Here is a 24713-nt window from a genome sequence, read left to right as displayed (position 1 = left end):
TCAGCTCCTGCGGTTGCCGCCGGTCAGGGCCTTGCCGGCCGGGATACGGATCTCGTAGCCGCCGTCGAGGGCGGTGCTGCCGCCGGCGGGCAGCTCCACCCGCCAGACGCGCGTGCCCGGGGCGTGCTGCTCGGGTCCCTGGCCGTCCTCGGGCGTGACCCAGTCGGCCCGCTCCTCGATCCGGACGTCCGGCTCCGAGGTGACGGGCACGCGCTCGCGGACCTCGACGGTGACCGGCCGGGAGAGCCGGTTCGCGAGCTCCACGTGGACGCGGTGGTCGAGCACGGAGATGTGGTTGCGCAGCCCCGCGGTCGACTCGTACAGGTGTGTGCGCCGGGTGACCCGGATGCCCTCCGCCTGCCCGAGCCCCACCCGCCGGACCCCGCCGGGCGCGAGCGTCGGCAGCGCGGCCGTCAGCAGGAAGTCGTCGTCGACCGTGACCTCCACGGGCCCGGCGAGGAGCGCCTGGTCGGTGGCGTTGGAGACCACCAGCGTCGCGTACACGGCTGGCTCGACCGACGGCACGGACAGGTACTCGGTGCGCAGGCCGACCCGCAACTCGGCCACGGTGACCGTGTGCCAGGTGCCGTCCGACGGGATGTCGGCGGGGGCGGCGGCGTCGAACCGGTGGTCGAAGGACCCCGCCGACTCCCGTGGCCGCACGGCGTGCCCCGGCAGCGGGAGCGACGCCACCGTCTCCGCCCGGCGGCGGTGTTCCGTCGCCACCGGATCGAAGGACGCCTCGGGGAACAGCCTGCCCCGGCGGCCGCCCGGCTCGTCAGGGCCGGTCAGTACCAACCCGGCGTAGTCGAGCTCCGCCCCGCTGGGCTGCGGCGGACCCGGCGGGGGCGGCGCCACGGGCGGCGGGGCGGCGGCCGGCGCGGGTGCCGCGGCCCGGGCCTGCGGCGGCGGGGCCATGCCGGGAGCGGCGGGGGCAGCCGGTGCGCCGCCGAACGCGGGTGCCGCGGAACGGCTTCGGGTGCCGGTCGGACCGCCGGGTCGCGAACGGTAGATCTCCGGGGGCCCGCCGTACGCGCCGCCGGGCGCGGGGGGCGGGGGCGGCGGCGCGCCGTAGGCGGGAGGCGCAGTCACCGGCACGCCCGTCGTCGGCGGCGGGGGCGGTGCCGCAAGGGGGACGGGAACGGGACCGCCGGCGACGGCCCCGGGCAGCGCGGCCGGCGCGGCCGGCCGGGGACCCGCGGCGTCGTAACCGGTGAAGAGGTCGGCGAGGCCCGCCGGCGGCTCGCGCCAGCCGGACGGCGTCGCGGCCGGCTGGCGGCGGCCGATCCGCATCGAGCGGAGCTTCGGCAGGTCCGTCCGGCGCCGCAGGTCGGCGGTGGCGAGGGCGAGGCGCACCCCGGTCCAGTCCTCGCCGGTGCGCTGGGCGACGGATGCGCGGAGCACCAGACGCCCGGTGCCGTCGCCCTGGCGGTGGTCAAGGCGGTACGTGGGCACCCAGACGGCGCCCGGCACCCCGTACTCGAGCTCCAGCTCCACCTCGCCGGGGCCCTCGGACGGGCCGTCGGGGAGGTCGAGGGTCAGGACCGCCGCGACCGTCGTCCGCACGGCGTCCTGCGGCGCGTCGGTGGAGGCCCGGGCCAGCCGGTCCGCCGCGAGGTCGAGCTCGTGCCCGGTCTCGCGCAGCGTCTCCTCCAGCTCGGCCAGGCGGGTGTGCAGCGCGGTCAGCCGCTCGTCGACGAACGACGCGAGGTCCAGCCACGCGTCCACCGGGGTGCGGCGGTGCGGCTCCTCGCGCCGACGGGCCGGCGGGACCGGGGTGATGCCCTCGGTCTCCCTGATCAGGGTCGCCTGCCGGTCCCGGCGGCCCTCGGCCGCCGCGTACGCGTCACGCAGCCGGTCGACCTCACGGCGCAGCTCGTCGGGCGACTCGCCGTCGACCGGCTCGGCCCGCGTCTCCACCCGCGCCTCGGTGACGCGGACGCCGGGTACGTCGCCCAGCACGCGCGCCCGCAGGGACCCCGGGTCCAGCGAGCGCGGCAGTCCGGTCACCCGCAGCCGCCCGCCGGGCGGCAGGGTGCCCCGTGCCACCCGGCGGCAGAGCGCGCCCTGCGCGTACACCACGACCGACGCGAGGGTCGACCCCCACGTCCGTGCCGGCCCGGTCCCCGCCGTCATACGTCCCCCTGCCCCGCCCGTCGCCTTCGCGTGCTGGGCGAAGCCTATGGCCTGTCCGACCCGGCCGGAGCGGTCCCGGAAGCCGCTCGCACGGTTATCCACAGGTTCCGGCGGGCGGGCCGGGGTGTCGGTGCGGGCCGCTAGGCTTTTGGAATGACCCTCACCGACGCCTCCTCCGAGACCTCCGACGCCTTGCAGGTGCTCCGCCGCGTCTTCGGTTACGACTCCTTCCGCGGCGAGCAGGAAGCGATCATCGAGCAGGTCGTGTCGGGCGGGGACGCCCTCGTGCTGATGCCGACCGGCGGCGGCAAGTCGCTGTGCTATCAGATCCCGGCTCTGGTCAGACAGGGCACGGGCATCGTGATCTCGCCGCTGATCGCGCTCATGCAGGACCAGGTGGACGCGCTCACCGCGCTGGGCGTGCGGGCCGGCTTCCTCAATTCGACGCAGGACCCGTACGAGCGGCAGGCCGTCGAGCAGGCCTTCCTCGCCGACGAGCTCGACGTCCTCTACCTCGCCCCCGAGCGGCTGCGCACCGAAGGCACGCAGCGACTGCTCGACCGGGGCACGGTGTCGGTCTTCGCGATCGACGAGGCACACTGCGTCGCCCAGTGGGGCCACGACTTCCGGCCCGACTACCTCGGCCTCTCGATGCTGCACGAGCGCTGGCCCAAGGTGCCGCGGATCGCGTTGACCGCGACCGCCACCGAGGCCACCCGCGCCGAGATCGCCCACCGGCTGGGGCTGCAGGAGGCCCGGCAGTTCGTCGCGAGCTTCGACCGGCCCAACATCCAGTACCGCATCGCGCCCAAGGCCAACGCGCTCAAGCAGGTCCTCGACCTGATCCGCACGGAGCACGAGGGCGATGCCGGCGTCGTCTACTGCCTCTCGCGCTCCTCGGTCGAGAAGACCGCCGCCTTCCTCGTGGAGCACGGGATCGACGCCGTGCCGTACCACGCGGGCATGGACGCGGCCTCGCGGGCGGCGAACCAGGCGCGCTTCCTCCGCGAGGACGGGGTCGTGGTCGTCGCGACCATCGCCTTCGGCATGGGCATCGACAAGCCCGACGTACGCTTCGTGGCCCACCTCGACCTGCCGAAGTCGGTCGAGGGCTACTACCAGGAGACCGGCCGCGCCGGGCGTGACGGCGAGCCGGCCACGGCCTGGCTCGCGTACGGACTCCAGGACGTGGTCCAGCAGCGCAAGCTCATCGACGGCTCCGAGGGCGACGAGGCCCACCGGCGTTCGCTCGCGGCGCACCTGGACGCGATGCTCGCCCTGTGCGAGACGGTCGAATGCCGTCGCGTGCGCCTGCTCGAGTACTTCGGCCAGGCGGCCGAGCCGTGCGGCAACTGCGACACCTGCCTGACCCCGGCCGAGTCCTGGGACGGGACGGTCGCCGCGCAGAAGCTGCTGTCCACGGTGTGGCGGCTGGCCAAGGAGCGGCGCCAGAAGTTCGGCGCCGGCCAGATCATCGACATCCTGCAGGGCAAGAAGACCGCCAAGGTGATCCAGTTCGACCACGACAGCCTCTCGGTGTTCGGCGTCGGGGAGGACCTGTCCATGGCGGAGTGGCGCGGCGTCGTCCGGCAGTTGCTCGCGCAGCGGCTGCTCGCGGTGGAGGGCGACTACGGGACGCTCGTCCTGACGGACGGCAGCGGCGAGGTGCTCGGTGGCCGCCGCAGCGTCCACCTGCGCAAGGAGAAGGCACCGGCCGCCGCCTCCCGCAAGACCTCCGGCACCCGCTCCGGCAAGGGCGCCGCCCGCGTGCCGGTCGACCTGCCGACGGGCGCCGTGCCGGTCTTCGAGGCGCTGCGCGCCTGGCGGGCCGCGACGGCCCGCGAGCAGGGTGTCCCGGCGTACGTCGTCTTCCACGACGCGACCCTGCGGGAGATCGCGACCCGGCTTCCCGGCACGGTCGACGAGCTGGGCACGATCGGCGGTGTCGGCGAGGCCAAGCTGACGAAGTACGGCGAGGGCGTTCTCGCCGCCCTGGCCGAGCACACCGCCGGGGCCCCCGCCCCGGCCGCCGACGGGCCCACCGTGCCGGCCCCCGCGGCCCCGCCCGCCGAGACCGCCGCGCCCGCGCGGCGGCAGGCCGCGCCGGACGAGGAACCGCCCTTCGACCCGTTCGACCCGGAGGAGGAGCCTCCGTGGGACGACTGGGAGTGACCCGACGGGGCGAGCGGGCGGGACCGGGCGGGCGCTGACGCATCCGCCCGATGCGGCGGGAGCCGCGGGACGCGGACGGGGGCTGGCCAGGCGGACGGGGGCTGACTGAGCGGACGGGGGGCTGCCCGGGCGGACGGGGGTTGCTTGAGCGGACGGGAGCCGCCTGAGCCGACGGGGTTGCTTGAGCGGACGGGAGCCGCCTTAGCGGACGGGGGATGCCCGAGCGGACGGGAGTCGCCCGAGCCGACGGGAGCCGCCCGACCCGAGGGGAGCCGCCTGAGCGGACGGGAGCCGCCCGAGCCGACGGGAGCCGCCTGCGCCGACGGGGGATGCCCGAGCGGACGGGGGGATGCCCGAGCCGACGGGGGGATGCCCGAGCCGACGGGAGCCGCCTGCGCCGACGGGGGATGCCCGAGCGGACGGGGGCTGCCCGAGCCGACGGGAGCCGCCCGAGCCGACGGGAGCCGCCCGAGCCGACGGGGCCTGACGGACGTGCACGGTCACCCCCGTCAGTCGGCGACGTCGTCCGTCGTGGTGCGCCGTACGGCGTACCGGGCGAGGCACGCGCAGGCGGCGGCCAGGCCTTCTTCGAGCCGGTCGGCGCCCGTCGCCTCAGGCCAGCTTCTTGAGGACCTCGGCCGCGAGCGGGGCGGAGGAGGCCGGGTTCTGACCGGTGATCAGATTGCGGTCGACGACCACGTTCGGGGCCCACGGCTCGCCGGCCCTGACGTCGATGCCGGCCTCCACGAGGCGGGTCTCCAGGAGCCAGCGGGCCTTGTCGGCGAAACCGGCCTGCGTCTCCTCGGCGTTGGTGAAGGCGGCGACCCGGTATCCGGCGAAGGCGTTGGTGCCGTCCTCCGCCACGGCCGCCAGGAGGGCCGCGGGGGCGTGGCAGACGACGGCGAGCGGCCTGCCGGAGGCGAGCGCGTCGACGAGCAGCCGACCGGAGGTCGCGTCCACGGCCAGGTCCTCCATCGGGCCGTGGCCGCCGGGGTAGAGGACGGCGGCGTAGTCGTCGAGACGCACGTCCTCCAGGCGGATCGGGTTCTTAAGCTCGGTGAAGGAGTCCAGGATCGCGGCGATCCGGTCGGCGCCGTCCTGCCCGCCGTTGACCTCGGGGGCGAGGCTGCCCTGGTCCACGGTCGGCACGACGCCGCCCGGGGTGGCGACGACGACCTCGTGCCCGGCGGCCGTGAACGCCTCGTACGGGGCGGCGGCCTCCTCCGCCCAGAAGCCGGTGGGGTGCTCGGTGCCGTCGGCGAGGGTCCAGTGGTCGGTGCCGGTCATCACGAAAAGGATCTTCGACATGGGTCTCTCCAGGGAGGGACGGGCCACTCGGGGCCCGGGGGATCGAGGACGCGCACTCCGACGCTCCGCGAGCGCTGACACTTCGTACGCGGATCGTCGGTGCGGCGTTGTCCTCGAACCTAGGCGCCCCGCACAGGCCTGACCAATGGGGAAACCGATGCCTGCCATCGGCTTTCCGATGGGCCTCCGGGGAATATTGCCTCGGCGCGGCCACGACGGGAGGCCGACGGCACGGCCGCGGCGACGCGACGGCGAGGCCGCCCCCACGCACGCGTCCACCTGGGTGGCGGGGCCCCTGGATCAGCCGGCGGCCCGGGCTCGTGCCGGCCTCCTCGTCGAAGCGGCGCGCGAACGTGCGCAGGATCGTCCGCGCGTGCTCCGCCGGCCCCGTCAGGGGCAGCGGTTCGTGCAGGTGCTCCAGCGCCCAGGCGGGGTGGCCGAGAGGCGTTCGCGGGCGCCCGGGCACCGGTTGCTCGATGTGCCGAGCCTGGCCGCCGTCCCGCCACGGGGGACGACACAGGCCCGCGCCGCGTGGTGAGGCGAGCGGGAAGGTGCCTGGTGGGGACTCGTTCCGGCCGGGCCCCTTCCCCCGCGGCGCAACTCGTCTTGACCTCGTGGCCTTCGGGTGAAACCTTCCGGCCGTGTGATCCGTCCTCACCTCTGGGAGACGGTCAAGAACATACGGGGAGTGGGCATTCCATGGGGCTGAAGGGCAAGTACACCGCGCAGATAGCCGTGGTGGCCTCGGCGGTGGCACTGAGTCTGGCGGCCTGGGGAGCCGCCGCGCTGACGGACACCGAGGCCACCGCCCAGGCGGGGGACGGCGGGAAGGGGCGGACGCCCGCGTCACAGGGCACGGCGCCGGCCCAGGTGCCGCCGGTGAAGATGCCGGAGAGCATCGCGCACGCCGCCGAGGCGGGTGGGTCGGCCGTGAACATCACCATCGACGACGGCCCCGACCCGCGCTGGACGCCCAAGATGCTCGACATCCTCAAGGAGAACGACGTCAAGGCCGTGTTCTGCATGGTCGGACCGCGGGCGCAGGAGTACCCGGCGCTCGTGAAGCGGGTCGTCGCGGAGGGGCACCGGCTCTGCGACCACACCGTCACCCACGACACCACCATGGACAAGAAGTCCGTGGCCTACCAGAAGCAGCAGATCCTCGAGGCGAAGAAGATGATCGAGGACGCGGCCGGCGGCGCGAAGGTGGAGTACTACCGGGCGCCGGGCGGCGCCTTCACCCCGGACAGCCGGCGGATCGCCGCCACGTCGGGCATGCGGCCGCTGGGCTGGAACGTGGACACCAAGGACTTCGAGAGGCCGGGCACGGCCGCGATCGTGCACACCGTCAAGAGCGAGCTGTCCAACGGACCGACGATCCTCTTCCACGACGGCGGCGGCGACCGCGCCCAGTCGGTCGCGGCCCTGGAGCAGGTGCTCCCGTGGCTCAAGGAGCAGGGCCACGCCTTCAGCTTCCCCGTACGCTCGACCCCCTGAGCCTCAGCGACGCCCCCGGGGCTCGTCGCCGTCCCGCTCCAGGCCGTCGAGTGCCGCCCGTACGCGCGCCACGCCGTCCTCCTGCCGCAGCCGTGCCGCCAGGGCGGCGGCGCGCCGTCGGTACGCCGGGTCGCGGGTCGCGGCGGTCAGCGCCTCGGCGAGGGGCTGCGGCGTGGTGAGCCGGGCCAGTGGTACGGGGCCGGGCGAGACGCCGAGGGCGACGAGCCGGGCGGCCCAGAAGGACGCGTCGAACCACATCGGCAGCGGTACGGCGGGCACCCCTGCCCGCAGTCCCGCGGCCGTCGTCCCGGCGCCCCCGTGGTGCACGACGGCCGCCACGCGCGGGAACAGCAGCGCGTGCGGCACCTCGCCGATGCCCATCATGTCGTCCTCGTCGCCATCGGGCCCGCCGGCCTCCAGCCCGCTCCACCCGGCCTGGATCACGCCGCGCAGTCCGGCCGCCCGCAGCGCCCGCACGATCAACGCGCTGACCCGCTCCGGCTCGGCCACGGTCAGACTGCCGAGCCCGACGAAGACCGGGGGAGGGCCCGCGTCCAGGAAGTCACGCAGCCGCTCGGGCAGTTCGGCGCCCGGCGGGGTCCGCGACCACCAGTAGCCGTCGACGGTCAGGCCCGGGCGCCAGTCCGGCGGGCGCGGCACCACGAGCGGGCTGAAGCCGTGGTGGACCGGCCGCGCCCGTCGGGCGCCGGCCGGGCTCCGGCGGCCACCGCCACCGAGCTCGCCGCGGACCTCGCGGGCGGCCCTGGCGAAGACGAGTTCCAGCGCGGTGTCGACCGCGTGCCCCGCGAGCCGGTTGCCCGCAGCACCCAGGGACCGCGTGCCGACGACGGACGGCGGGAACGCGCGGGTGGGCGCCAGCGGTTGCAGATGGAGATCCCTGCTGGGCAGCCCCAGACCGTCGGCGACGGCACGCCCCAGCGGAGCGACGGATCCCGACAGCAGGAGCACGTCGCTCGTCCGCGCCGCCGCCACCATCCCGGGCGCGAGCTCCCCGGCCAGCCGCCGGGCCATCCTCAGCATCGTCGCCAGCCTCACGGCTCCGGTCCGAATGGTCCGGAGCCGCCGCCCGTCCTCCGAGTCCAACTCGGCCCGCGGGTCGACCGGCAGACCGAGGAAGCCGAGCCCGGCCTCGCGTACCAGCCCGGCGAACGACTCGTGGGTCACGAGCGTGACCTCGTGCCCCGCCCGCATCAGCCCGTGCCCGAGTCCGGTGAACGGGGCGACGTCCCCCCGCGAGCCCGCTGTCATCAGTACCACACGCATCGTGAGCAGTATGCCGGATCCCCACCCGGGAGCCGCGAGCCGCGGCGCGAGCCGCGCGGCGGGTCGGCCGGGTGGCGGTTCGTCCGGTGGGTCACCGGGGTCGGGTGGCCGCCCGATCGGCCGGGTGGTCCGGTGGCCCGCTCAGGTCCGGCGTCCGCCGAACTCCCAGTCGTGCACCTCGATGTCGGCGTATCGGTCCGCCGTCAGGATCGCGCGGGCCGTCCCGGCGTCGGGGGCGCCGAGCAGCGCGGCGGTGCCCAGCCAGCCGGTGCCGTCGTCGGACAGCAGGGGACCGTAGGCGATCAGCTCGACCCGGTCGTGGCCGGACGGGAGGTCGAGGTCGGCGGGCAGGCCCGCGCCGAGTCCGATGACCAGGAAGCGGTTGCCGCCGGTGCGGTCGCCGGGGAAGTCCCACATCGTGCGCCCCAGGGTGTTGCGCCAGCGGCGCAGCATGACGTCACGGTAGACGCCCGCCTGGTAGTTCGGCTCGTCGAAGGCGAACGCGCGGGCGGCGGCGAGGTCGGGCAGATCGACGATGTGCACGCTCCCGCTGGGGGTCTCGCCGTCGGGGCCGAACGTCGGGCCGCGGGCGATCAGCTCCTTCTCGAAGCGGTCCATGTAGGACCAGTGCGCTTCCAGCAGCTCGTCGCGCAGCGGCAGGGAGCCGGGCCGGTCGCGGTGATACGTGAGGAACTCCATGATCCCAGGATCTCCCCGAGGGGCGGCCGGGTCCATCGGTTTCCCCGCGAACCGGCGCCCGGCCCGGGCCGCTCGGGCGGCGATCCGGCATGATCAGGAAGCCCCGCCCGTGTGCCCAAGCCACGGCAGACGCACACCCGGGGAGTCGTCCCGCCGATCAGGCCGGGTGGGGCGAGACGGGGCGTTCGAAGAAGGTCTCCAGGACGACCGTCGCCTGGGTCCCGCTCACGCCGTCGATCGCGTAGATCCGCCGCAGCACGTCCTGGAGCTGCTCGGTGGTCGTCGTCCTGACCTTCACGAGCACCGAGGCGCTCCCGGCGATGACGTGCGCCTCGAGGATCTCGGGCAGGCCGGCGAAGTCCTCCGCGGAGTCGCCCATCCACGCGGTCGAGTCGACCATCACGTACGCCAGGACGCCACCGCCCACCGCTGCCGGATCCACCTCCACCGTCGTCCGGCGGATGACCCCGCGCTCCCGGAGTTTGCGTACCCGCTCGTGCGCCGCGCCCGCCGACAGTCCGACGGCCTGTCCGAGGGTGGCGTAGGGCTGGGTGGCGTCCCGCTGAAGCTGTGTCAGCAGCTCCCGGTCTATGTGATCCACGACTCTCCGTTCGGTGTTTCCTTGCGAAGACCGTACCTCATCCAGCAATCTCGCCATCGGGCCGAAGAGTATTCGGCTCGACGACGGGGAGGACCACGACCATGCCCACCGAACGCCCTTCGCTGTACGAGATGTTGGACGAGCGCTTCCGCACCGGCCGCTGCATGAACGGGGACGACGGACTGGAGGTGCTGCACACCGGCTGCCGTTGGGCGGAGGGCCCGGTCTATCTCCCGGCGTGGCGGCAGCTGATCTGGAGCGACATCCCCAACGACCGGATGCTGCGGTGGGACGAGGAGACGGGCGCCGTCAGCGTCTTCCGCCGCACGGCCGGCCACACCAACGGCAACACCCTCGACCGCGAAGGCCGGCTCGTCACCTGCGAGCAGGGCAACCGGCGGGTGACGAGGACCGAGCACGACGGCACGATCACGGTCCTGGCCGACCGCTGGCAGGGCAAGCGGCTGAACAGTCCGAACGACGCGACGGTGAAGTCGGACGGCTCCGTCTGGTTCTCCGACCCGGACTTCGGCATCACCAGCGACTACGAGGGCTACCGCGCCGAGAGCGAGATCGGCGCGAACAACGTCTACCGCATCGACCCGGACACCGGAGAGGTGCGCCTGGTCGCCGACGGCTTCGGGGCGCCCAACGGTCTGGTGTTCTCCGCGGACGAGAGCCGGCTGTACGTCTCCGACACCCGGGCCGGGGACGTGCGCGTCTTCGACGTCAGGGACGACGGCACGCTCTCCGAGGGCAAGGTCTTCGCGGACGCCTCCGCCCGTCCGGACGCCCGCTTCGACAACCTCCGCTTCGACGACGGCGGGCGCCTGTGGGTGGCCGCGATGAACGACGGCGTGCACTGCTACGACCCCGACGGCACGTTGATCGGACGCCTGAACGTTCCGGAGGCCGTGGCGAACATCTCCTGGGGTGGGGCCAAGCGCAACCGCCTCTTCATCGCCGCGGAGACCAGCCTCTACTCGGTGGTCATGGCCGTCACGGGCACCCACCCGACGGGCCCGGGGCACCGCCCGTGGCGCCAGGGCGTGCCGCCGCAGACCATGTCCGCACCGGCTTCGGCGCGCTGACGGCGGGCGCCCGGCGGGACGTGCGCGGGAGCGTGGCAGAGTGGGGCGCATGAAGGTCATCGGATTGATCGGCGGCATGAGCTGGGAGTCGACCGCCGTGTACTACCGGCTCCTCAACGAGGGGGTCCGCGACCGGCTGGGCGGACTGCACTCGGCCAAGTGCCTGGTCTATTCGGTCGACTTCGCGGACATCGAACGGCTCCAGGCGGCCGGCCGCTGGGACGAGGCCGGGGAGGTCCTCGCGGCCGCCGCCCGCTCGCTGGAGGCAGCCGGCGCGGAGTTGCTGCTGATCTGCACGAACACCATGCACAAGGTCGCCGACCAGGTGTCCGCGGCCGTGGACGTCCCCCTGCTGCACCTGGCCGACGCCACGGCGACGGCCGTGCGCGGGGCCGGACTGAGCCGCGTCGGGCTGCTCGGCACCGCGTTCACCATGGAGCAGGACTTCTACCGCGACCGGCTGACCGCACACGGCCTCGACGTCCTGGTGCCCCACGCGGACGACCGGGCCCTGGTCCACCGGGTGATCTACGACGAACTCTGCCTGGGCGTCATCCGGGAGGAGTCCCGCACCGCCTACCGCGCGGTCATCGACCGGCTGGTGGCCTCCGGCGCCGAGGGGGTGATCCTCGGCTGCACCGAGATCGAGCTGTTGGTCGCGCCGGAGCACAGCCCCGTGCCGGTGTTCGCCACCACCCGCCTGCACGCCGAGGCCGCGGTCGCCGCGTCGCTGGGGGCGGGCCTGAGCGGCGAGGTGCGGGTGGGGGCGGACTTGTAGCGGCGAGTGGCGGGTGGGGCCGCCCCGCCGGCAGGGGTGTGGCGGGGCCTGCCGGTACGGGTGGGGGCGACGCCTGCCGATACAGGTGGGGGCGACGCCTGCCGGTAAGAGTGGGGCGGCGCCTGCCGGTACGGGTGGGGCGAACGGTTCTCTGCTCAGCGCACGGTGCGTACGGGGCTCCGCGGGCGGGCAGAGCGTGATCATGACTGAGACGCCGGAGACCACCGCCCCTCCCACCCCCCGGGGCACCGCCCTGCCGCCCCGCAACCCCTTACGTCAGCTCCTCGCCGCCTCGGTCGGCAACGCCGTGGAATGGTACGACTGGTACGCGTACACCTTTCTCGCCGCCCACCTCGCGCGCGAGGTCTTCCCGCCCGGCACGGGCAACTCCCTGGTCCCGCTGCTCTCCACCTTCGCCGTCTTCGCGGTCGGATTCTTCATGCGCCCGGTCGGCGGGCTGCTCATGGGCGCGATCGCCGACCGGCGCGGCCGGCGTACGGCGCTCACCGCGACCATCCTCCTGATGGGAGGCAGCAGCCTCCTCGTCGGTGTCACCCCGACCTACGCCGCGGCCGGAGTCCTCGCCCCCGTCGTCCTCGTGGCCGCCCGTCTGCTCCAAGGCCTCTCGGTGGGAGGGGAGTTCGCGGCGTCGACCACCTTCCTGGTGGAGTCCGCGGGACCCGGCCGCCGCGGCCTGTTCTCCTCCTTCCAGTACGTCTCCACCTCGATCGGCCAGCTCGCCGCCTCCGGCGTGGCCGCGCTGCTCGTGGCGGAGCTCGCCGAGGACGACATGAACGCCTGGGGCTGGCGCGTACCGTTCCTCCTCGGCGCCGTCCTCAGCCTCGCCGGGTTCTGGATCCGACGCGGGGCCGAGGAGACCCGCGCCGCCCACCGCGCCGAGGAGCGCCGGCCCGGTCTCCTGGACGCGCTCCGGCACCACCCGCGGGCGTCGCTCCTGATCTGCGGCATCACCGCCGGCGGCACGCTCGCCTACTACACCTGGACTTCGTACCTGCCGACGTACGCGGAGCTCAACACCGGCATGGCGAAGGCGGACGCGCTCCTCGCGGGCACCGTATCCCTCGCGTTCTTCGCCGTCCTCCAGCCGATCGGCGGCCTGCTCTCCGACCGCTTCGGCCGCAAGCCGTCCCTCCTCTTCTTCGGCCTCGGCTTCGCCGTGCTCGTCGTCCCCCTCCTGCACGCGCTGGACGGCTCGTTCCGCTCGCTCGTCCTCGTCCAGTGCGCCGGCATGGTGCTGCTCACCGGCTTCACGTCCATCTCCGCTGCCGTGAACGCGGAGATCTTCCCGGCGCGCGTACGGGCCGCCGGCATCGGCTTCCCGTACTCGCTGACCGTCGCGCTCTTCGGCGGCACGGCTCCGTACGTCGGCACCCTGCTGAAGGAGCTGGGCCGGCCGGGACTGTTCCCCTGGTACGTGGCGGCGTTGTGCCTGCTCTCCTCGACGGTGTACCTGCGCCTGCCGGAGAGCGCCCACGAGCCCCTGGACCGCTGACCGGCGCCCACTACGCGGCGACCGGCTCCCCGAGGCTCTCTACGGCGGATCGCCATGCCGCCGTCACGGCCGAGTGCGCCTGGGCGGTCCCCGCCGCGCCGTCGCCGCTCAGCAGCACCGGCGCCCCCACGTGCACATGGAGCCCGGGCCGCCGCAGGGGCGCGGTGACGAGTCCGGCCAGCTGCTTCGCCGTGCCGCCCGACACCACGCGTCGCGCCCCCGCCTGACCGATCGGCACCACCGGCGCCCCGGTGCGCCGTGCCAGGCGCGCGATCCCGCTGCGGAACGGCCCCGGGGGCGCCTCGCCGGCGTCCCTGCGCAGCGGCAGACCGCCCTCGGCGTAGATGAGCACCAGCCGACCGGCCGCCAGCGCCTCCGCGGCGAGGTCGAGCGCCTCGGCGGCGCGAGCACTGCCGCGGTGCACCGGGATGTGCCCCTCGGCGGCGAGCGCCCGGCCCAGCCACGGAACGCGCCACAGCCCCGCCGTGGCCGCGACGACCGGCTCGACGCCGAGGCGGTGCAACGCGGCGAGGACGACGGCCGGATCGGCCAGTGAGGTGTGGTTGGCGACCACGATGCTGCCCGGGGCGAACCGGGCACACGGGTCCGTGCTCACGGTGAGCCGGCCCACGGCCGGGACCAGAGCTGCGGCGACGCTGCTGAGCACGTCATCTCTCCCCGAAGTCGGCGACGTTACGCCCTCCATGCTCGCCGCCGCCCGCCCGGCCGCCCTGAGCGGCGCTACTCAACCTCCGGCCACGCCGTACTCAGACGGGCCGCCGGTTCCCCGGGCGGGACGTCCCTCGGGGGCGGCGTGACGGGGACGACCTCGACGCCGGACCGGCGCCCCCCGGGCGGGTGCCTGCGGTTCGGCCGATCGGAGGGATTGCCGGGCGGACCGGTGCCGGCGCCGGCGGACCGGGTAGGGCGGCGGCCATGAGCCGAATCGCACTCACCAGCGGCGCCTTCGACGACCACACGGTGATCCCGGTGAAATACAGCGGCGAGGGCGAGAACGTCTCCCCGCCGCTGACCTGGTCGGGCGTGCCCGACGACGCCACGGAACTGGTGCTCCTCTGCGAGGATCCGGACGCGCCGGGGGCGACGTTCGTGCACTGGCTGGTGACCGGGATCGATCCGGGTACCGGCGGGGTCATGGAGGGACAGAAGCCCCAGGGCGGTCTGCCCTGGCCCAACGGCTTCGGGCGCGTCGGCTGGGCCGGGCCGATGCCGCCGCCCGGACACGGGCCGCACCGCTACTTCTTCCGTCTCTACGCCCTGTCCGCGCCCCTGCCCCTGCACGGGAACCCGGGCGCCGAGGACGTGCACGCCGCCCTGAAGGGCAGGGAGCTGGCGTCGGGCGTCCTGGTGGGGACGTACGAGCGCTGAGGACGGACGTGAGGGGCCGGGAGGCGTTCCGACGGGGCCCTCCCGCACCCGGACGAGGTCGTGACGCGGCCCTCACCCACCGGCACGAGGTCCTGAGGAGGCCCTCACGCACCGGCACGAGGTCCTGAGGAGGCCCTTGCGCACCGGGACGAGGTCGTGACCAGCCCCCGCACGCCCGGATGACGTCGTGACGCGCCGCCGGGCGTGGCTCTGCTCACCGCTGCCGGGTCACGGGGGCCGTGGGGACGGTGTGCCCGCGTCCGCGTACCGCAGCAGCGCGCCCACCTGCTCGGGCAGCCGCAGCTCGGGCTCCGGTACGACGACCAGCTCGGCGCCGGTGCCCACGAGGGCCCTGACCAGGGCCTCGTCGGCGGGTTCCTCGCGCGGGGCCCGTACGCCGAAGGAGACCAGTTCCGCCTCGGTGAGGGCCAGCTGGGTGGGCAGCGCCCCCACCCAGAGCCGGCGCGCGGACACCGGCGGACGGTTCAGGAGCAGCGCCGCGACCTGCCCCCGCTGCAGCGCGGCCACGACGGCGGCCAGCCCCTCCGAGACGGGACCGCCCCCGGCGCGCCGGCTGACGAAGAGGTCCACGAGCTCGCGGTCGTGCACGGCCATGCGGCCGCGGAAGACGTGGTCGAGCTGAGGCTCCAGGAGAGCGCGTCCGGTGTCGGTGGGGGTGGGGCCGCCCACGCGGACGACCCGGTTCCGCAGGCCGCGGGGCAGGCGTCGGAGGAGCACGTTGCAGGCCCACTCGTCCCCGCCCACGACGACGGCGTCGGCACGGGCGTGCCGCGCGCGTTCGTCCAGACGGTGCCCGAGCCGGACGGCGGCGCGGTGCCAGGTCGCCACCGCCACCCTGCGGCGCAGCCGCTCACCCGGGGTGACGGTGGACGCGGGCCAGGTGCCGGCCTCCGCCTCCAGGGTGACCCAGCCGTGGGTGTCGGCGGTCGGCAGGCCGCCGTAGTGGACGACCACCGCGAGGTACGGGATCTCCGGGACGTGCTGGGTGACCAGGGGCATCGCGTCCGGCAGGGTGCCGTAGCGCGCCGAGTCGTGTGCGGGCGGGCTCGGCAGCTCCCCGTCCAGGACCAGGGTGTCGTGGGCGGCGAAGACGGCCTGGCCGTGCGCCCCCGGCAGCTCCGCGTCGGAGCCGACCACCTCCTCCAGCGCGTTCAGCAGCGCCCGCCCCGCGCCCTGCCGTGACAGGCTCTCGCGCAGGCGCCGCCAGCGCAGGTCGATCGCGCGCTCGGGCCGGTCGACGTCCCGGGACGTGTCCAGATAGACGGAGACGTACGGGCCGGGCTCCGCGTAGAGGGGCTCAAGGAACGCCAGCCGCATCGCCACTCCTCGTCGGGGTCTCCCCTTCGGGTCCTCACCTTCGATGATGCGCCCTCGGCCGCGAACCCCGGCATGCGCCCGTCGCCCTCGCGATCGCCCTCGCGATCGGCCGCCGGCGTCGGTGCGGGGGTGTGCGGTGCAGGGTGTGCGGTGCGGGGTGTGCGGTGCGGGGGTGTGCCGGACGGCCGAGCCGACCGCTCGCCGAACCGCCGGGACACCGTCGGCGCCCCGGCACGGTCGGTCACGCCCGGACGACGGCCGTGGCGGGCCCTCCCTCTGCGCCCGTCGCACCCCCCGGGCTCCAGCAGGGCGTCCCGGCGGGGCCTGCGCCCTTCGATGACAGGGGCGCCCGGCACGGCCGGAGCCGTCCCCGCTCACCCTTGCGGCGCGCTTCCCGGCCCACGGACGGTCAGCCGTCACGCGGTCCGCCGGGCGCCCCGCCCACCAGGCCCGTACGGCGGTCCGGCCCGCCGCGCTTCGGCCGACGGATCCCACGGCGGCGGGTAGCACACGCCCACGCCACCGGTCACCCGGCGCGGGCCGTGCTTCCGCCGATCAGCAGCTCGGGCCGCAGGAGCCGGGGCGGCGGGGCGGGCGTGCCGGGGGAGGCGACGGCGCGGAGGGCGACCTCGACCGCCTGGCGGGCCATCTCCCTTTTGGGCAGGACGACTCCGGTGAGCGGGGAGCGGGACAGCAGGCCAGCGGGGGTCTCGTCGTGGGCCACCACGGAGAGGCCGTCGGGAACCGGGCGCCCCAGGGCCCGGGCGGCCTCGACGGCGGCGGCCGCGAGAAGATCGTGCGTGGCGAAGAGGGCCGTCGTGCCCGGGGCCGCGCGCAGGGCCTCGGTGGCGGCGGCGAAACCGCTCCTGAAGGTGGGCTCCGCGGCGAGGTGGACGGATCCGTCGGCCACGGTGATCCCGTCCTCGGCGAAGGCGCGCCGGAAGCCCGAGACACGCGCACCGTGGGCGGGGCTGGCGAGGACGGCCACGCGCTCGTGGCCGAGCGCGCGCAGATGGCGGCCGGCGAGATGGCCGCCGTGTTCGTAGTCGATGGTCACCACGGGGAATCCGGCGGGGAGTTCGGATTCCCAGGCGCACAGCACGACGGGGAAGCGGACGTCCGCCAGGAGTGGGAGATGCCCGGTAAGGCCCTGGTCGCCGGCGATGAGCAGGGCGTCCACCGAGCGGCTGGTCAGCCCGGCCAGATGGCGGCGGGCGCGCTCCCCGTCGAGGCGGGTGGTGCACAGCAGCAGGCGGTAGCCGCGCTCTTCCAGGGCGTCCTCGACCTGCTCGACCACGTCGGCGTAGAAGGGGGTCGAGACGGTCGGCACGAAGAGGCCGACGGTCCGGGTGCTGCCGGTGGCGAGCGAACGGGCCACGAGGTTGGGCACGTAGCCGAGTTCGGCGATCGCGGCACGCACCCGCGCCTCGGTGGCCGGGCGTACCGCCACCCGGCCCGAGATGACGTTGGAGACCGTCTGCTTGGTGACTCCGGCCCGCTCCGCCACATCCTGCATGGTGACCATGGCGCCCCCGTCGTGCCGTTCGCGATTGGCTGGCAACGTAACCGTGGTCCCTGGCCAGGTCAAGGCGGCTCCCGGCCGTCCGGGGCAGCCCGGAGGGAGGGATGCGGGCGGGCCCAACTCCCTTGCGCCAAGCGGGATCCGCTTGCTGCCCCCCTCTTGTTTTACCGGTCAAAAAGGCTCTAGGGTCCGTGCCACCCCGGCTCCCCCCAGCCAAGGAGTACTCGTGAACGCTCCTCGCACCAGACTGGTCGGCGTGCTCGCCGCGGCGGCCCTCGCCCTGGCGGCCGGCGGCTCCCTGGCCGCCCCTGACGCCTCCGCCGCCGCTGCCCCCACGCCCGCCGCCGTCGCACCGACCTCCGCCACCTACACCGTCACCGTCGGCGCCAAGGGCTCGTGGACCCACCCGGACGACACCCCGGCGAGCCCGTACATCGACAAGGACGGCACCTTCTACTACCAGCAGGCCCACGCGCTCTACGGAGCCGGCGACCCCCGCAAGTGGAGCTTCTTCACCGGCGGCGACCTCGACACCGCCACCCGCTCCGCCGCCATCAGCGACGCGGTCGACCCGAAGAACCCCAACGACCGCAACAACGACACCACCTGGCGCTGCAACAACAGCCCGACCGGTGTCAGCTCCACCCAGGCCCCCGCCGGCAGCGGCTACGCCCACCGCAACTACTGCGACCTCACCGGGATGTGGGTCGACCCGGACACCGGTGACTGGTACGGCCTCGTCCACAACGAGTTCACTCCGCAACCCTTCGGTGACGGTGTCCACTTCGACGGCATCGACTACGCCGTCTCCACCGACCAGGGCCGCACGTGGACCGTCAAGGACCACGTCATCACCTCGCACCACAGCACCGTGCGCGGCGACACCACGGCCTTCCCGCAGCAGACCTACCACTACGGCACGGGCGACCCGCGGCTCTTCGTCGACACCGCCTCCGGGTACTTCTACGCCTTCTACGGCTCCCGGATCGTGAACAAGGGCGGCGGCTGGGCCGCCTTCTACGGACACGTCGCCCGCGCGCCCCTCTCCGGCAAGATGGCGCCCGGCTCGTGGAAGAAGTGGTACGACGGCACCTGGACCGAGCCCGGCGTCGGCGGCCGTGAGTCCACGATGGTCCCCGTCGGGGCGGGCAGCACCACCGGCTACGTGCCGAAGGACAAGGAGTACGACCCCGCCAACGCCGGGACCGTCGGCCAGCAGGTCGCGAGCGGCCTGACGCCGCCCACCTCCCCGCTGTTCGTCATGGACATCACGTACAACGCCCACCTCGGTCTCTACCTCGGCGAGCCCCAGGCCGTGGACCAGAGTGGCAACGCCCCGCAGGAGCTGTACGCCACCGCCGACCTGACCACCCAGAAGTGGTTCCGGCTCGGCGACACCGGCAGCTACCGCAACGCCTCCTGGTACCGCTGGTTCCTCGACAGTGCCACCAGGACCGGCTCCGGGATCGTCGGCAGGAACTTCCGCTCCTACTGCTCCTTCGGCTGCTCCGGCAACTCCTCCGGCGAGTACGTCGACCTGACCGTCGACTCCGGCGCCCCGGCCGCTCCGGTCGACACCTCCACGAGCTACCGCATCACCAGCGGCGGCGGCCGGGTCCTGGCCCAGGTCGCGGGCGGCACCGCCACCACCTCCCTCGCCACCGCGACCGGGTCGGCCCTCGAAGCGTGGACCTTCTCCGCCAAGGGAGACGGCTCCTACCGCATCGCCAACGCCGCCACCGGGAACCTCCTCGGCGTCGACGCCTCCGGCCCGGGCACCCGCGCCTGGGGAACCAGGCCCACGGTCACCCCGGCGGCCGCCGGCACGGGGCAGGACTGGTTCGTCATCCGGGGCGCGTCCCCGGCCGACAACGGCCCCACGGGCACGTACAAGCTCGTCAACCGCTACAGCGGCCTCGTCGTGGGTCTCTCCTCCGACCCCGGCCGTCCCGCCGAGACCACCCCCGTCCGCAGCTGGAGCAACGCCACCGGCAACCCCGTGGGCGGCAGCCGCACCGGAGCGGAGCAGACCCTGACGCTGACCCCCACGGGCCAGGCGCCGGAAACGGTCACGGTCACCGACCCGGGCCCCCGGTCCACCACCCTGGGCAGGACCGTCTCCCTCCAGATCGCGGCCACCGACTCCCGGAACAAGCCCCTCACCTTCACCGCCACCGGTCTCCCGGCCGGACTGGGCATCAGCTCCGCGGGCCTCGTCACCGGCACGCCGACCACCGTCGGCACCTCCACCGTCACGGTCACCGCCTCCTCCGGCACCGCGACCGGCACCGTCACCTTCACCTGGTCGGTCGCGGCCGGGCTCGACGGAGTCCACACGCTCACCGTCTCCGGAAAGGCCCTCGACAACCCGAACAGCAGCAGCGCCAACGGCACCCAGCTGATCACCTGGGCCGCCAACGGCGGCGCCAACCAGAACTGGACCCTCACGCAGCAGACGGACGGTACCTACGAGCTCAGGAACGGCTCGTCCGGCAAGTGCGCCGACGTCGACGGCGGCTCCACCACCGCCGGCGCGCGGGTCATCCAGTGGACCTGCCACGGCGGCGCCAACCAGCGCTGGAACATCGTCCGGCAGGCGTCCGGCGCCTACGCGATCACCTCGGCGGCCGGCGGACTGGCGCTGACCACCGCCTCCACCGCGGGCGGCGCCCTGGTGACCCAGCAGCCCGACACCGGATCCGCCCTCCAGCGGTGGACGGTCGGCTGACCGCCCGAGCGAGGAGACGCCCGACCGGGCCCCGGGCATTCCCGCCCGGGCCCCGGAAGCGCGTCGGTCGGGCCGGTCAGACGCCGACTGTCGTGACCGCGCCGAACGGGACGCCGTCCAGGGTCCAGTGCGGGTCGGGCGCGATGCCGAGAGCGGTGTACACGTGGGCGGCGACATCGGTGTGGTGGAGGGCCGGCGGGACCTCGCCGGCGGGCAGACCGGGACCGCACGCGGCGATCCAGGCCGTGCGCTCCAGCGCGCTGCGTCCCCCGTGGCCGCCCTCGTCCCGGTGCCCGTGATCCGTCACGACGATTACCGTCCACCGCTCGTGCGGCGGACGCCGCCGCAGCGCCCCGAGCAGCCGGCCCAGGCGCCGGTCCGCGGTCTCGATCGAGCGGCGGTACTCCGCTCCGCACCCGAGGAAATGGGCGGTCTCGTCGACGGCGCCGAGGTAGACGAAGCCCGCGTGCAGCACCTCGTCGAGGCCGAGGAGGTGCTCCGCCTCGACGGTCACCCGCTCGTCGGCCTCCTCCCAGGCCTCGGGCGTGTCCGCGCGGGGGGCGACGTAGGCGAGCCGGGTGGGGGAGAGGAAGAGGGGGCCGCCCTGCTGCGCGAGGAAGAGCGGTGCCCAGGCCCCGACGGCGAAGGTCCGCCGCCCGCACTCGGCGGCGAGGCGGGTCGTGAAGTCGGGAAAGACGTCGAGGCGGTTGCCGTCGAGGCGGTTGCCCCACACCCCGTGCTTGGCGACCCCGACGCCGGTCACGACGGTCGTCCAGCAGGGACCCGACATCGTCGGCGTCCCGTCGTCCACCTCGACGGGCGCCAGAAAGCCCGCGCGGGCTGTTCCGTCGAGGTGGGGGGTGTCGAGCTCGGGCAGCAGGTCGAGGCGTACGCCGTCGATGCCGACCACCAGCACGCGGGCGGTGTCCGGGGCGATGTCCATGAGGCATCCAGGGGTGTGTCGTGGGTGGTGTGGTGCGGGGATCCAGGCGCCGGGACGCGGGGGCGCACTCAGGAGTCGACGCGCCGTAGCCTGATCAGGCTGCTGGCGTAGTCCCCGGCCGGTAGTCGCGGATCGATGCCCCGGCCGATCAGGACGGCCCCGCTGTATTCCCGCTTCAGGTCCAGGTCCACGTAGCGCGCACCGGGATCGAGGGCCGGCAGCCGGACGGGGGCGGGGTGGTGCCCGAAGCGCGTGGTGGGGCGCCGGACGAGGAGTACGTGCTCGCTGTCGTCGGGGGCCGCGTAATGGACGGCGGTCACCGGCCCCGACGGTGCGACGCGATGCTGGACGCCCCGCTGCACGAGAGGGCGGATCTCCTTGTAACGGGCCACGAGCTCGGCGGCTTCGGCGAGTTCGTCCTCCGACCAGCGCGTCAGGTCGCCGCCGAGCCCCAGCGCGCCGGCCATGGCGACGTGGAAGCGGAAGCGCAGCGGGGTGCTCCGTCCCGTGGCGGGGTTCGGGCTGTCCGTGACCCACGCGGCCATCGCCTGGGCGGGGAAGAGCTGCGAGAAGCCGTGCTGGATGTCGATCCGGTCGACCGCGTCGGTGTTGTCCGAGGTCCAGGCCTGGTCCGTACGCGCGAGCATGCCGAGGTCCACGCGCCCGCCGCCGCCCGCGCACGCCTCGATGCGCAGACCGGGATGGTCGGCGCGCAGTCGGTCCATGACGCGATGGACCGCCCTGGTGTGGTCGATCCACACCCGGTCGGGGTCGGGGCTGCCGTCCCCACTGGCTTCCGTGAAGGGACGGTTGGCATCCCACTTGAGCCAGTCCACGGCGTTCTCGCGGACCAGACGGTCGAGGGTCTCGTACGCCCAGGTCTCCACCTCGGGCCGGGCGAAGTTCAGCACCAGCTGGTTGCGGAGTTCGGTCGCGTCGAGGTGCGCGGAGTGGACCGTCCAGTCCGGATGGGTCCGGTACAACTCGCTGTCCGGGTTGACCATCTCGGGCTCCACCCAGAGTCCGAACTCCATGCCGAGACGGTGCACCTCGTCGGCGAGCGGCCGCAGGCCGCGGGGGAAGGCCTCGGGGCGCGGTGTCCAGTCGCCGAGCCCGGACCGGTCGTCGCGGCGGGTGCCGAACCAGCCGTCGTCCAGGACGAAGAGCTCCGCGCCGACCCGGGCGGCCAGGTGCGCGAGACGGATCTGGCCCGCCTCGTCGACGTCGAAGCCGGTGGCCTCCCAGGAGTTGTAGAGGACCGGCCGGTCCCGCCCGGGCTCCGGCAGTACGTGCCGGCGTACGTGCGCGTGCCAGGCGCGACTGGCTCCGCCGAACCCGTGCCGGGTGTAGAGGCCGCCGTACACGGGGGTGCGGAGGGTCTCGCCGGGCCGCAGGGTCCAGCCGATCCCCTCGTGGCCGAAGCCGCCGGTCCAGGTGGTGCGGCCGACCGGATCGCGATGGACCGTGACGCGCCAGCTCCCGCTCCAGGCGAGCGCGGTGCTCCACACCTCGCCCCGTTCCTCGTCCGCGGTGCCGTCGTCGAGGGCCAGCCAGGGGGCGGCATGGTGACCGGTGAGCCCGCGACGGCTCGTCAGGACCAGTTCGGCGACGGGCAGTCGGTCGCGCTGCAGCTGGAACTCGCTGTTCCAGCCGCCCACCAGATGGCTGAGCCGGTAGTCGGGCAGCGCGGGCGCGGTCCAGGAGGCGGAGTCGAGCCGGTTCACGGTGATCGGAGCCCGTCGGTCGGACGCCCCGTCCTCCGCCGCCCCGGCATGGGAAAGCTCCGTCCAGCGCTCGACCACGTCGCTGTCGGGCCGGACGCGGTAGCAGAGTTCCGCCCGCAGCGGGCGGCGGCGGTCCTCCAGGCGCAGGCGCAGTTCGCCGCCGTCGACGGTGTGGCCGGCGAAGTGCCACTGGGCGCCGCGGGTGCCGTCGGCGAAGCGGACCTGGAGGCCGGCGGGTCCGAAGCGGGCCCCCGTCTGGGGCGCGAGTTCGTCGGCGGCGGCGTCGGCCTCGAAGCTGCTGGCGGCGGGAGAGGGCGCCTCCGGCAGCGCGGCCAGGGCCTCGGTGTCGAGCGGTGCGCCCCAGTACACGTGCCGGGGGCTGCCGTCGGCGGCGACGCGGAGCGCGTACACGCTGTGCGCTGTGCGCAGGACCGCGAGGCCGAGGTCGGGATCGAAGCTGACGGGCGGGAGCGTGACGGGCACGGACGGATCCCCTGACGTGCGGTGAGAACAGGAGCGAATCCCGGGCGACTTGATGACCGGCTCGCTGAAGTCGCCTACCAGTGACCGGAGATGGGCACGGAGGCGGACCCGAGCGTAGGGCGGGCCCAACTCCCAAATCAATACTGGAAGAAGTTATTTATTTGCTCTACGTTGCCTCCGTGTTTCGACATCACTCCCAGCCTCTGGTCAGTGCACCCGCCGAGACCGCGGTCCTCGCGCTGCTCCTCGCCGAAGGACCGCTCAGCAGGGTGGAACTGGCCCGGCGCACGGGACTCTCCTCGACGGCCGTCACCAAGGCGGCCCGCCCCCTCATCGACGACGGCTACCTGTACGAACTGCCGCCGGAACGCACCGCGCCCGGGGCCGGCCGGCCGGTCAACCCGCTCGCGGTCGCCCCCGACCGGGAGTACTTCGTCGGGCTGAAGATCAGCGCCGACGAACTCTTCGGTGCCGTCTGCGATCTGCGGGCCGGCATCCGGGCCACCGCCGGCCGCCCGCTCGACGTCTGCACCCCGGAGGCCGTCGCCGCCCAGGTCGCCGGTCTGGTCGACGAACTCCTCGACACCGACCCCGCGTTCCGGGACCGTACGCGCCACCTCGGCGTCGCGGTCAACGGCGACGTGGACCGCGACAGCGGACGCCTCCGCCACTCCGGCCTCCTCGGCTGGCGCGACGTCCCGCTCGCCGGGCTGCTCGCCGCCTCCACCGGACTGACGGTCACCGTCGAGAACGACGTCAGGGCCCTCACCGTCGCGGAGCACTGGTTCGGCGAAGGCATCGGCACCGGCTACTTCGCGCTGGTCACCATCGGCTCCGGCATCGGCTCCGCCCTCGTGGTCAACGGGCACCTGCTCCGCGGGGCCTACGGCGTCGCGGGCGAGGTCGGGCACCTCTGCGTCGACCCGAACGGACCGCGCTGCCGCTGTGGCGCACGCGGCTGCGTCGAGGCGATCGCCTCGACCGACGTGATCCTCGCGGCGGTCCGCGAGGCCGCCGGGAACCCGCGCCTCACCTTCCCCGAGGTCGTCGAGATGGCCCGGGAGGGCCGTGTCGAAGCCCGAGAGGCCTTCGCCAGGGCCGGACAGGCCATCGGGGTCGGCATCGCCGCACTGGTGAACCTCGTCGGCCCCGAGCGGGTCGTCGTCAGCGGCGAAGGCGTCGACGCGTACGACCTGTTCAGCCGCCACATCCAGGAGGCGTACGCCGCCCACGCCTTCGGGGCGGCGTCCCGCTGCCCGCTGTCACTGCGCCCGCTGCCCTGGGAGGAATGGGCCCGCGGGGGAGCCGCCGTGGCCATCCAGGCACTCTTCCCCCAGCCCGGGGGCGCCTCCACGACCGGCGCCGGCTGACCCCCGGGGCGACCCGTCGCCCCGCGCAGCCGTCGCGCACGACTCCCCGGCCGCCGCCCTCCTCCGCCGGCAAGCACTGACGAAGGCGCCGACCAGGGAGCACATCCGCCCCGCACACACCCTCACAGAAGGACATG

General features: G+C 74.4%; 18 protein-coding genes. 8 read left to right on the top strand and 10 right to left on the bottom strand.

What is annotated here, in order from left to right:
- A complete protein-coding gene (locus ACIRQF_RS03790; RefSeq protein WP_404088548.1) occupies positions 1–2136 on the bottom strand; it encodes a DUF4139 domain-containing protein in 2136 nt (711 codons plus the stop codon).
- A gap of 153 nt (positions 2137–2289) precedes the next feature.
- On the opposite strand from ACIRQF_RS03790, the gene recQ reads away from it, so the two are divergent.
- A complete protein-coding gene (gene recQ, locus ACIRQF_RS03785) occupies positions 2290–4308 on the top strand; it encodes a DNA helicase RecQ (RefSeq protein WP_404088545.1) in 2019 nt (672 codons plus the stop codon).
- Positions 4309–4920: 612 nt separating this feature from the next.
- Here the strand turns inward: recQ and ACIRQF_RS03780 are convergent.
- Positions 4921–5616, bottom strand: a complete 696-nt coding sequence (locus ACIRQF_RS03780) for a type 1 glutamine amidotransferase domain-containing protein (RefSeq protein ID WP_376628413.1) — start codon at positions 5614–5616, stop codon at positions 4921–4923.
- A 699-nt stretch (positions 5617–6315) separates the two neighbouring features.
- Between ACIRQF_RS03780 and ACIRQF_RS03775 the strand changes: the two genes are divergently transcribed.
- A complete protein-coding gene (locus tag ACIRQF_RS03775; protein ID WP_389751601.1) occupies positions 6316–7113 on the top strand; it encodes a polysaccharide deacetylase family protein in 798 nt (265 codons plus the stop codon).
- 3 nt (positions 7114–7116) lie between these two features.
- On the opposite strand, the gene ACIRQF_RS03770 is transcribed toward ACIRQF_RS03775, so the two are convergent.
- From ACIRQF_RS03770 to ACIRQF_RS03760, 3 genes are all read right to left on the bottom strand, one after another.
- Positions 7117–8397 (bottom strand): glycosyltransferase, encoded by a 1281-nt coding sequence (locus ACIRQF_RS03770; RefSeq protein WP_404088541.1) that lies wholly within the window; start codon positions 8395–8397, stop codon positions 7117–7119.
- 141 nt (positions 8398–8538) lie between these two features.
- The gene (locus tag ACIRQF_RS03765) at positions 8539–9096 is read right to left on the bottom strand and encodes a YciI family protein (protein ID WP_404088538.1); all 558 of its coding nucleotides are present in this window, start codon (positions 9094–9096) and stop codon (positions 8539–8541) included.
- Between the two features lie 157 nt (positions 9097–9253).
- A complete protein-coding gene (locus tag ACIRQF_RS03760) occupies positions 9254–9697 on the bottom strand; it encodes an Lrp/AsnC family transcriptional regulator (protein ID WP_376628406.1) in 444 nt (147 codons plus the stop codon).
- Positions 9698–9798: 101 nt separating this feature from the next.
- On the opposite strand from ACIRQF_RS03760, the gene ACIRQF_RS03755 reads away from it, so the two are divergent.
- The 3 genes from ACIRQF_RS03755 (at position 9799) to ACIRQF_RS03745 (ending at position 13079) form a co-directional block, all read left to right on the top strand.
- On the top strand, positions 9799–10788 hold the full coding sequence (locus ACIRQF_RS03755) for an SMP-30/gluconolactonase/LRE family protein (RefSeq protein WP_404088535.1): 990 nt from the start codon (positions 9799–9801) through the stop codon (positions 10786–10788).
- 49 nt (positions 10789–10837) lie between these two features.
- Positions 10838–11566, top strand: a complete 729-nt coding sequence (locus ACIRQF_RS03750) for an aspartate/glutamate racemase family protein (RefSeq protein ID WP_404088532.1) — start codon at positions 10838–10840, stop codon at positions 11564–11566.
- A 202-nt stretch (positions 11567–11768) separates the two neighbouring features.
- A complete protein-coding gene (locus ACIRQF_RS03745) occupies positions 11769–13079 on the top strand; it encodes an MFS transporter (protein ID WP_376628401.1) in 1311 nt (436 codons plus the stop codon).
- A gap of 10 nt (positions 13080–13089) precedes the next feature.
- On the opposite strand, the gene ACIRQF_RS03740 is transcribed toward ACIRQF_RS03745, so the two are convergent.
- Positions 13090–13746 carry a lysophospholipid acyltransferase family protein gene (locus ACIRQF_RS03740; RefSeq protein ID WP_382487157.1) on the bottom strand — a complete coding sequence of 219 codons (657 nt, stop codon included), beginning with the start codon at positions 13744–13746 and terminating at the stop codon, positions 13090–13092.
- A gap of 269 nt (positions 13747–14015) precedes the next feature.
- Here ACIRQF_RS03740 and ACIRQF_RS03735 point away from each other — a divergent pair, with 269 nt between their 5' ends.
- Entirely contained in the window at positions 14016–14468 is a 453-nt protein-coding gene (locus tag ACIRQF_RS03735; RefSeq protein ID WP_404088527.1) for a YbhB/YbcL family Raf kinase inhibitor-like protein, read from the top strand.
- Between the two features lie 228 nt (positions 14469–14696).
- Here ACIRQF_RS03735 and ACIRQF_RS03730 read toward each other — a convergent pair whose 3' ends face one another.
- Both ACIRQF_RS03730 and ACIRQF_RS03725 read right to left on the bottom strand, forming a co-directional pair.
- Entirely contained in the window at positions 14697–15806 is a 1110-nt protein-coding gene (locus ACIRQF_RS03730) for a hypothetical protein (protein ID WP_404088524.1), read from the bottom strand.
- 526 nt (positions 15807–16332) lie between these two features.
- Complete coding sequence (locus tag ACIRQF_RS03725; RefSeq protein ID WP_404088521.1) at positions 16333–17331, bottom strand: LacI family DNA-binding transcriptional regulator; 999 nt, start codon at positions 17329–17331, stop codon at positions 16333–16335.
- A 223-nt stretch (positions 17332–17554) separates the two neighbouring features.
- Between ACIRQF_RS03725 and ACIRQF_RS03720 the strand changes: the two genes are divergently transcribed.
- Entirely contained in the window at positions 17555–20056 is a 2502-nt protein-coding gene (locus tag ACIRQF_RS03720) for an RICIN domain-containing protein (protein ID WP_404088518.1), read from the top strand.
- Positions 20057–20132: 76 nt separating this feature from the next.
- Here ACIRQF_RS03720 and ACIRQF_RS03715 read toward each other — a convergent pair whose 3' ends face one another.
- Positions 20133–20999, bottom strand: a complete 867-nt coding sequence (locus tag ACIRQF_RS03715) for an alkaline phosphatase family protein (protein WP_404088515.1) — start codon at positions 20997–20999, stop codon at positions 20133–20135.
- Positions 21000–21067: 68 nt separating this feature from the next.
- Positions 21068–23206, bottom strand: a complete 2139-nt coding sequence (locus ACIRQF_RS03710) for an alpha-galactosidase (RefSeq protein WP_404088512.1) — start codon at positions 23204–23206, stop codon at positions 21068–21070.
- A 179-nt stretch (positions 23207–23385) separates the two neighbouring features.
- Here ACIRQF_RS03710 and ACIRQF_RS03705 point away from each other — a divergent pair, with 179 nt between their 5' ends.
- Complete coding sequence (locus ACIRQF_RS03705) at positions 23386–24576, top strand: ROK family protein (RefSeq protein ID WP_404088509.1); 1191 nt, start codon at positions 23386–23388, stop codon at positions 24574–24576.
- Positions 24577–24713 lie beyond the last annotated feature (137 nt).

The sequence above is a fragment of the Streptomyces sp. NPDC101191 genome, from assembly GCF_044767915.1.
In the GTDB taxonomy this organism is placed as follows: domain Bacteria; phylum Actinomycetota; class Actinomycetes; order Streptomycetales; family Streptomycetaceae; genus Streptomyces.
The sequence above is the reverse complement of the archived record's forward strand: the minus strand, read 5'-3'. Positions and strand labels throughout refer to the sequence as shown.

Excerpts from the sequence above, each read along its gene's own strand:
- ACIRQF_RS03790 (WP_404088548.1), bottom strand. The coding sequence starts at position 2,136 with ATGACGGCGGGGACCGGGCCGGCACGGACGTGGGGGTCGACCCTCGCG.
- recQ (WP_404088545.1), top strand. The coding sequence starts at position 2,290 with ATGACCCTCACCGACGCCTCCTCCGAGACCTCCGACGCCTTGCAGGTG.
- ACIRQF_RS03780 (WP_376628413.1), bottom strand. The coding sequence starts at position 5,616 with ATGTCGAAGATCCTTTTCGTGATGACCGGCACCGACCACTGGACCCTC.
- ACIRQF_RS03775 (WP_389751601.1), top strand. The coding sequence starts at position 6,316 with ATGGGGCTGAAGGGCAAGTACACCGCGCAGATAGCCGTGGTGGCCTCG.
- ACIRQF_RS03770 (WP_404088541.1), bottom strand. The coding sequence starts at position 8,397 with ATGCGTGTGGTACTGATGACAGCGGGCTCGCGGGGGGACGTCGCCCCG.
- ACIRQF_RS03765 (WP_404088538.1), bottom strand. The coding sequence starts at position 9,096 with ATGGAGTTCCTCACGTATCACCGCGACCGGCCCGGCTCCCTGCCGCTG.
- ACIRQF_RS03755 (WP_404088535.1), top strand. The coding sequence starts at position 9,799 with ATGCCCACCGAACGCCCTTCGCTGTACGAGATGTTGGACGAGCGCTTC.
- ACIRQF_RS03750 (WP_404088532.1), top strand. The coding sequence starts at position 10,838 with ATGAAGGTCATCGGATTGATCGGCGGCATGAGCTGGGAGTCGACCGCC.
- ACIRQF_RS03745 (WP_376628401.1), top strand. The coding sequence starts at position 11,769 with ATGACTGAGACGCCGGAGACCACCGCCCCTCCCACCCCCCGGGGCACC.
- ACIRQF_RS03735 (WP_404088527.1), top strand. The coding sequence starts at position 14,016 with ATGAGCCGAATCGCACTCACCAGCGGCGCCTTCGACGACCACACGGTG.
- ACIRQF_RS03730 (WP_404088524.1), bottom strand. The coding sequence starts at position 15,806 with ATGCGGCTGGCGTTCCTTGAGCCCCTCTACGCGGAGCCCGGCCCGTAC.
- ACIRQF_RS03725 (WP_404088521.1), bottom strand. The coding sequence starts at position 17,331 with ATGGTCACCATGCAGGATGTGGCGGAGCGGGCCGGAGTCACCAAGCAG.
- ACIRQF_RS03715 (WP_404088515.1), bottom strand. The coding sequence starts at position 20,999 with ATGGACATCGCCCCGGACACCGCCCGCGTGCTGGTGGTCGGCATCGAC.